This is a genomic window from Streptomyces sp. NPDC001156, from assembly GCF_053598275.1.
The window spans coordinates 1-4,660 of record NZ_JBSFJX010000374.1 but is presented as its reverse complement, the minus strand read 5'-3'; the positions used below and the strand labels follow the sequence as shown (position 1 = coordinate 4,660).

General features: G+C 66.4%; 6 protein-coding genes. 3 read left to right on the top strand and 3 right to left on the bottom strand.

Going from position 1 to position 4,660, the window contains the following annotated elements:
* Window positions 1-99: 99 nt before the first annotated feature.
* On the top strand, window positions 100-333 hold the full coding sequence (locus tag ACWDA7_RS50675; RefSeq protein ID WP_450614706.1) for a hypothetical protein: 234 nt from the start codon (window positions 100-102) through the stop codon (window positions 331-333).
* Between the two features lie 141 nt (window positions 334-474).
* On the opposite strand, the gene ACWDA7_RS50670 is transcribed toward ACWDA7_RS50675, so the two are convergent.
* Window positions 475-966, bottom strand: a complete 492-nt coding sequence (locus ACWDA7_RS50670; protein ID WP_450614708.1) for a DUF1877 family protein — start codon at window positions 964-966, stop codon at window positions 475-477.
* Window positions 967-1,662: 696 nt separating this feature from the next.
* Here ACWDA7_RS50670 and ACWDA7_RS50665 point away from each other — a divergent pair.
* Together ACWDA7_RS50665 and ACWDA7_RS50660 are read left to right on the top strand one after the other, a co-directional pair.
* A complete protein-coding gene (locus tag ACWDA7_RS50665) occupies window positions 1,663-2,187 on the top strand; it encodes a DUF6233 domain-containing protein (protein WP_450614704.1) in 525 nt (174 codons plus the stop codon).
* 92 nt (window positions 2,188-2,279) lie between these two features.
* Window positions 2,280-2,807, top strand: coding sequence for a hypothetical protein (locus ACWDA7_RS50660; RefSeq protein WP_450614702.1), 528 nt, complete (start codon window positions 2,280-2,282; stop codon window positions 2,805-2,807).
* Between the two features lie 549 nt (window positions 2,808-3,356).
* On the opposite strand, the gene ACWDA7_RS50655 is transcribed toward ACWDA7_RS50660, so the two are convergent.
* Together ACWDA7_RS50655 and ACWDA7_RS50650 are read right to left on the bottom strand one after the other, a co-directional pair.
* Window positions 3,357-4,169, bottom strand: a complete 813-nt coding sequence (locus tag ACWDA7_RS50655) for a hypothetical protein (RefSeq protein ID WP_450614700.1) — start codon at window positions 4,167-4,169, stop codon at window positions 3,357-3,359.
* A 60-nt stretch (window positions 4,170-4,229) separates the two neighbouring features.
* A complete protein-coding gene (locus ACWDA7_RS50650) occupies window positions 4,230-4,502 on the bottom strand; it encodes a hypothetical protein (RefSeq protein WP_450614698.1) in 273 nt (90 codons plus the stop codon).
* Between the last annotated feature and the right edge of the window lie 158 nt (window positions 4,503-4,660).

Sequence of the window (4,660 nt, the reverse complement as noted above, 5' to 3'; positions counted from 1 at the left end):
TGAACTCGCTCGCCGACTACCTCGCCAAGATCTCCCCACCCGGAACTGAAACAAGCTAAATACTTAGACTCGCCATTTCCGGCGCGTCACACTAGTGCCATGGTCAAACGCCGCGTGATCGTTTATCCGCCGTCCGAGACCGGCGGTCGACGAGTGCGCCTCAACGGCGTGATCATTGGGATGGTGTACAGCCTGGAAGATCTCAGCGTGATCCTCCAGCGCGAGGGCATTGCTAGTTGGACCGTGGAGAGCCCGAGGGCCCAGGACGTCGTGGAGTCGATCGCGGACCTGATCGAATGGCGGGGCGGCGGGCCAGACGTGTGGGAGCGCTGAGACGACCCAGCGCTACGGGCGGCGGCGATCGCGCAGGATCACGGGCGGTGCGGTCGACTCGGACGGCTCGGGCTGGGGTGCGCCGTCGCGTTGCTGGTCGCCGCCATCAACGAATGGCTGTGACCGGCACGCAACCACCTCTCAAGCCCACACCACCCTGACCACGGCATGGCCTGCTGCGGCCGCCCGCCCATAGAACCCTTGGAGGCCCCTGTGATAGTCGAGGAACTCCTGCCTGACCTGCGCCTCGTCCCAGCCGGCCCAGACGAGCTTGGCACCGGCGACGTTCCACAGCTCGTCGAACGAGACACGTGCGAGGAAGCCTGCGGCCTGTGACACCTCAGGCGGGTCCAGAATCCCCAGGGGTGGGTTGGAGGGGTCAGCATCGGCGCTGCGTGCCACTGGCCGCCCGCCGTAAATCGGCAGCTCCCAAGAGTCGTCGGCATCCGCATCGAGGACATCGGCAGCGGCATAGAGGTCATTGACGGAGCCCCAGACCTTGTCGATCGACTCGGCGATGCCCGCTGCGTACTCGTCGGGGTGGTTCTCCCAAGCCTCCCACATGAACGCTGCAAGCCAGGTGTGGTCGTCCCGGATCTCGGATTCCGCGACGGCGCGCATGTGCATGTGCATGCTCACGGCGACGAGTTCCCCCAGTTCGGCGGCCCGCCTGTCGGGCCGAACGGAGAGAACCTACTCGACGGCACTGACGGCGCGATGCCCGTCTCTTAATGCCGGGATGCCCGGCTCTGCCAGGACGCCGTCCGACACCCGAGCGCCGCGTGTCGTCGAGATCGACCACTGCGGACAGGTACACATCCGTACGGACTTTCGCAACAGGCCCTAGACGCATCGATCCCGCGACAGACCCAGCGGCCGCCGCGCTCATGCTGGGCTGTTCCCCGGCGCAGGTGGGTCCGTGTGCCCGCTGCCAGGGCTTGACGTGCCGATACCGGGCCTGGCGCCCAACTCGTGTGCCCCCACTGCCGGGCTATCGAGAGCACCAGTTCGTGAGGTGACGGAAAGCCGGTGGAGGGTACCCGGAACCACGGAATCTGCCGTTTCCGCTGGCTTCCCGGAAGAAGGCGATCCGAATGAACGGAACGGAATCATTCTTCACGTGGTACGGGATCATGGTCGTCATCCTGATTGTGGCCCTCGCCGTCATGCTGATGAAGACCAGGCACCATTGATCTTCGCGAGACCGATCATGCCTGACGTGCCGGTACGGGCGCGGCGCGCAGCCGGTCTGCCCTCACTGTCGCGCGATCGAGTGGAACGCGGCGCAGAAGTAGGCGTGTGGCTGTGCACGATGCTTGAATCGAACGCATGAGCGAGCTGCCGCATGATCCGCCTCGCCTGCGGGCGATCCTGGCGTACCTCGAGCGGCAGCTCGGCGACAGCGAGACTGTCGGCATTTACCTGCGCATGCAGCGCGATGCTGTCTGTCAGGCCCTCGCCGGGACCGAGCAGCCCGCGCCCGAACCCGCGCCCGCGCGGAAGCGGCCCGCGCGCAACGTGCAGCCTCGGCCGCTGCACACCTTCACAGCACGGGCGGTCGGGAACGGCGGATCGACCGGGTTCACGGTGGAGCAGCGGACGCGGGCGGTAGGCCCGGAGCGCGTCCTGATCTACGTGGACGACTGCCTGCAGGCGGGCGCGACGCGGCCGATCCATCCGCACGGTGCGCGGGCCTCGCTGCTCGAGGGCCTGGAGGCGTGCCCGTTCTGCCGGCCTGAGGTGAGCTGGAGATCGAGACCGACTGAACCAATCCCGGAGATCATTTATGGGGCAGTCCTAGGTTCCCGAGACATGACGCGGGGCCCGGAGTCACAGCCCGGGCCCTGCGCCTAGGGCGTTCTCGTGTCCCACCCTCCTGTACGCGGGCGGCGAGTTCGGGACCGAACCATTTTGAACATGTTCAATTCGAGGGGTACGCTCCTGCCATGAGCGACAGAGCGGCCCTGTCGAGGGGCATCCGCGCGTGGCTGGTCTTCTTCGTCGTCTGCCTGGTACTCAGCGGTGCCACGGCCTTTCCCCTGGTCCACGAACTGCGCTGGACCGAGGATCTGCTGCGGTCCCTGTCCGTACCGGAGCACCTGCCCGCCCTCATGGACTGGATCGAGCGGGTGCGCCGCGGACTCGACGCCACCGACGCCGAACAGCCCTTCGTCCTCTACGGCACGGACTGGCTGGCGTTCGCGCACCTGGTGATCGCGGTGGCCTTCTACGGGCCCTACCGCGATCCCGTCCGCAACATCTGGGTCGTCGAGTTCGGGATGATCGCCTGCGCGGGCATCATCCCGCTCGCCCTGATCTGCGGTCCGGTCCGCGGGATCCCGTTCTGGTGGACGGTGATCGACATGTCGTTCGGGGTGTTCGGGATCGTCCCGCTGTATGTCGTCCGGGAGAAGATCAAGCTGCTGGAGGAGCTGACGGCCGGGGTCACCCGGCCAGCCCCCGCGGCAGCGTGACCCCCGGCGACCGAACGGCCCGGGACCGTCACCCGCCTCAGCGCCCGCGCAGCGCGTGCAGCGCGTCGAGGCGGCACTCCACCCGCCGCAGACGCGTTTGGCTGCGCCCAGAATTGCCCGAACGAGGTGTGCAGTGCGCGACCGGACTCGAGCCATCGCCTCCGTGCATCTCGATCCATCGCCTCCGTGCATCTCGATGCGGCCGTCGCGCTGTCGGATGGTCTCGCGGCGTGCGTGGTGTGCCGGCCGGACGTTGTCCTCGGGGGAGCACGACGACGCCCCGTCGTCCGTGTGGGGCGACGGGGCCTCGGGGGTGCCCGGGCCGTTAGTAGGAGCGCGGCACCGGGGGGAAGGGCTGCCTAGTGGTGGTGGTGCAACCAGAAAAGCGCGAGCGCTGCCACCCCGCTGAGACTTGCCTTCACACCGGTACGCATGAGCTCCATGAGCCGCCAACGGGATCAACCCCGGAGCTCATTTATGGGACAGCCCTAGATTCCCCAAACATGACGAGGGGCCCGGTCGGCGCCGACCGGGCCCCTCGGGCAGCGGTCAGCTGGGAAGGCTGATGTTGTCGACCGTGATGTTGTCAGGAGCATCGAAGCTGTCGCTGGAGGTGTGGGTGAAGGAGATGGACATAAGCCGAGCTCCAGGCTGGATGAAGCCTTCGAGTTCGATCACTCCCCACATAGGTCCGCCAGCCGCCTCGTTGTCGACCTGGGACACGGTGACCTTGAGGGAGCCGCGTTGTTGGACCGTCTGTCCTTTGTGGAGTGGCGTGCTGGTATCCAGCGCTACGCGGTCGCCGTGCTCGGTGGCGTGGAGGACGCGTCGGACTGTCGGCTCCGAGGTCTCACGCAAGGTGCTGACCACCGTGCCGCCGGTCAGCATGATTTCGATCGGCGTGCCGAGGAAGTGCGCGGGTTCGAAATCCTTGTTGCCGACGTTGCTGACCTCGACCTCGATGATCTGGGGCGTGTCGAGCCGGGTCCCCGCGAAACCGACAGTGATGCGGTCTGTGTGTGCGGCACCGTGTGACACGAGCGGACTCACGCGGGCCGACCAACGGATCTTTCGGCGTGGCCAGGCGGTCCGGGACCATCGGCCCAACACCCAGAGGTCGACATCGAGTTCGTGGACCGACTTCCCGGCGGGCGCGTCGTCATGCCTGTCGAGCAGGAGAACAGGTTCGTGTGGCTGGTCGTCCACGGGCACATGAGCCCCCAGGCCCGAGCGGACATGGTCGGGGCGCTCCAAAGCATCGTGGGAAACCGCCTGTGGCAACAGAACTGGCAGCCCCCAGGCTCCTGCTAGTGCTGTGACCGGGAAGGTTCGCCTGGCGTTCAGGCCACGGCAGTGATCCACTTCAGCGGAGGCTCTTCTCGCTGTGGAACGGGCGCGTTCGCCGCGTTGGACGGCAAGGCCTCAGGAGATATTGAAACCTCTGTCATAGCCGGCGATGTCCGCGTCCACGACGTAGATGGCCTTCCGAGCCGGGACCACGATGTACTTCACATTGGCGGGATCGAACCAACTCGACCGTGTGAGGTCGTCGTTCGTGTAGGCGAGGTGAGTGTCGGGGCCGTAGGGATCCTTGGCGATCTTGCTGACGAGACTCAACAGGGATCGGCGGTCGTCGAGCGGGAGGTAGTCGCGAAACTTCGCCGCTTGCTCGATGAATTCGACACGGAACCTCATGATGGTCGGAGCGTAGGTCGGCGCGCGAGATCCGGCCATCGAATACTCGGCCGCCAGTCGGATCGGTCACAGCACTGATATGTGGGGCCGGTCTGTCAAGGGGCAGCCTTCAGCGGCGTCCGGGATACGGGTCTCGGGCGCCGCTTGTGTGCATGGGG

Bases quoted from the DNA above. Each gene is read 5' to 3' on its own strand.
- ACWDA7_RS50650 (WP_450614698.1), bottom strand. From the start codon at position 4,502: ATGAGGTTCCGTGTCGAATTCATCGAGCAAGCGGCGAAGTTTCGCGAC.
- ACWDA7_RS50660 (WP_450614702.1), top strand. From the start codon at position 2,280: ATGAGCGACAGAGCGGCCCTGTCGAGGGGCATCCGCGCGTGGCTGGTC.
- ACWDA7_RS50675 (WP_450614706.1), top strand. From the start codon at position 100: ATGGTCAAACGCCGCGTGATCGTTTATCCGCCGTCCGAGACCGGCGGT.
- ACWDA7_RS50665 (WP_450614704.1), top strand. From the start codon at position 1,663: ATGAGCGAGCTGCCGCATGATCCGCCTCGCCTGCGGGCGATCCTGGCG.
- ACWDA7_RS50670 (WP_450614708.1), bottom strand. From the start codon at position 966: ATGCACATGCACATGCGCGCCGTCGCGGAATCCGAGATCCGGGACGAC.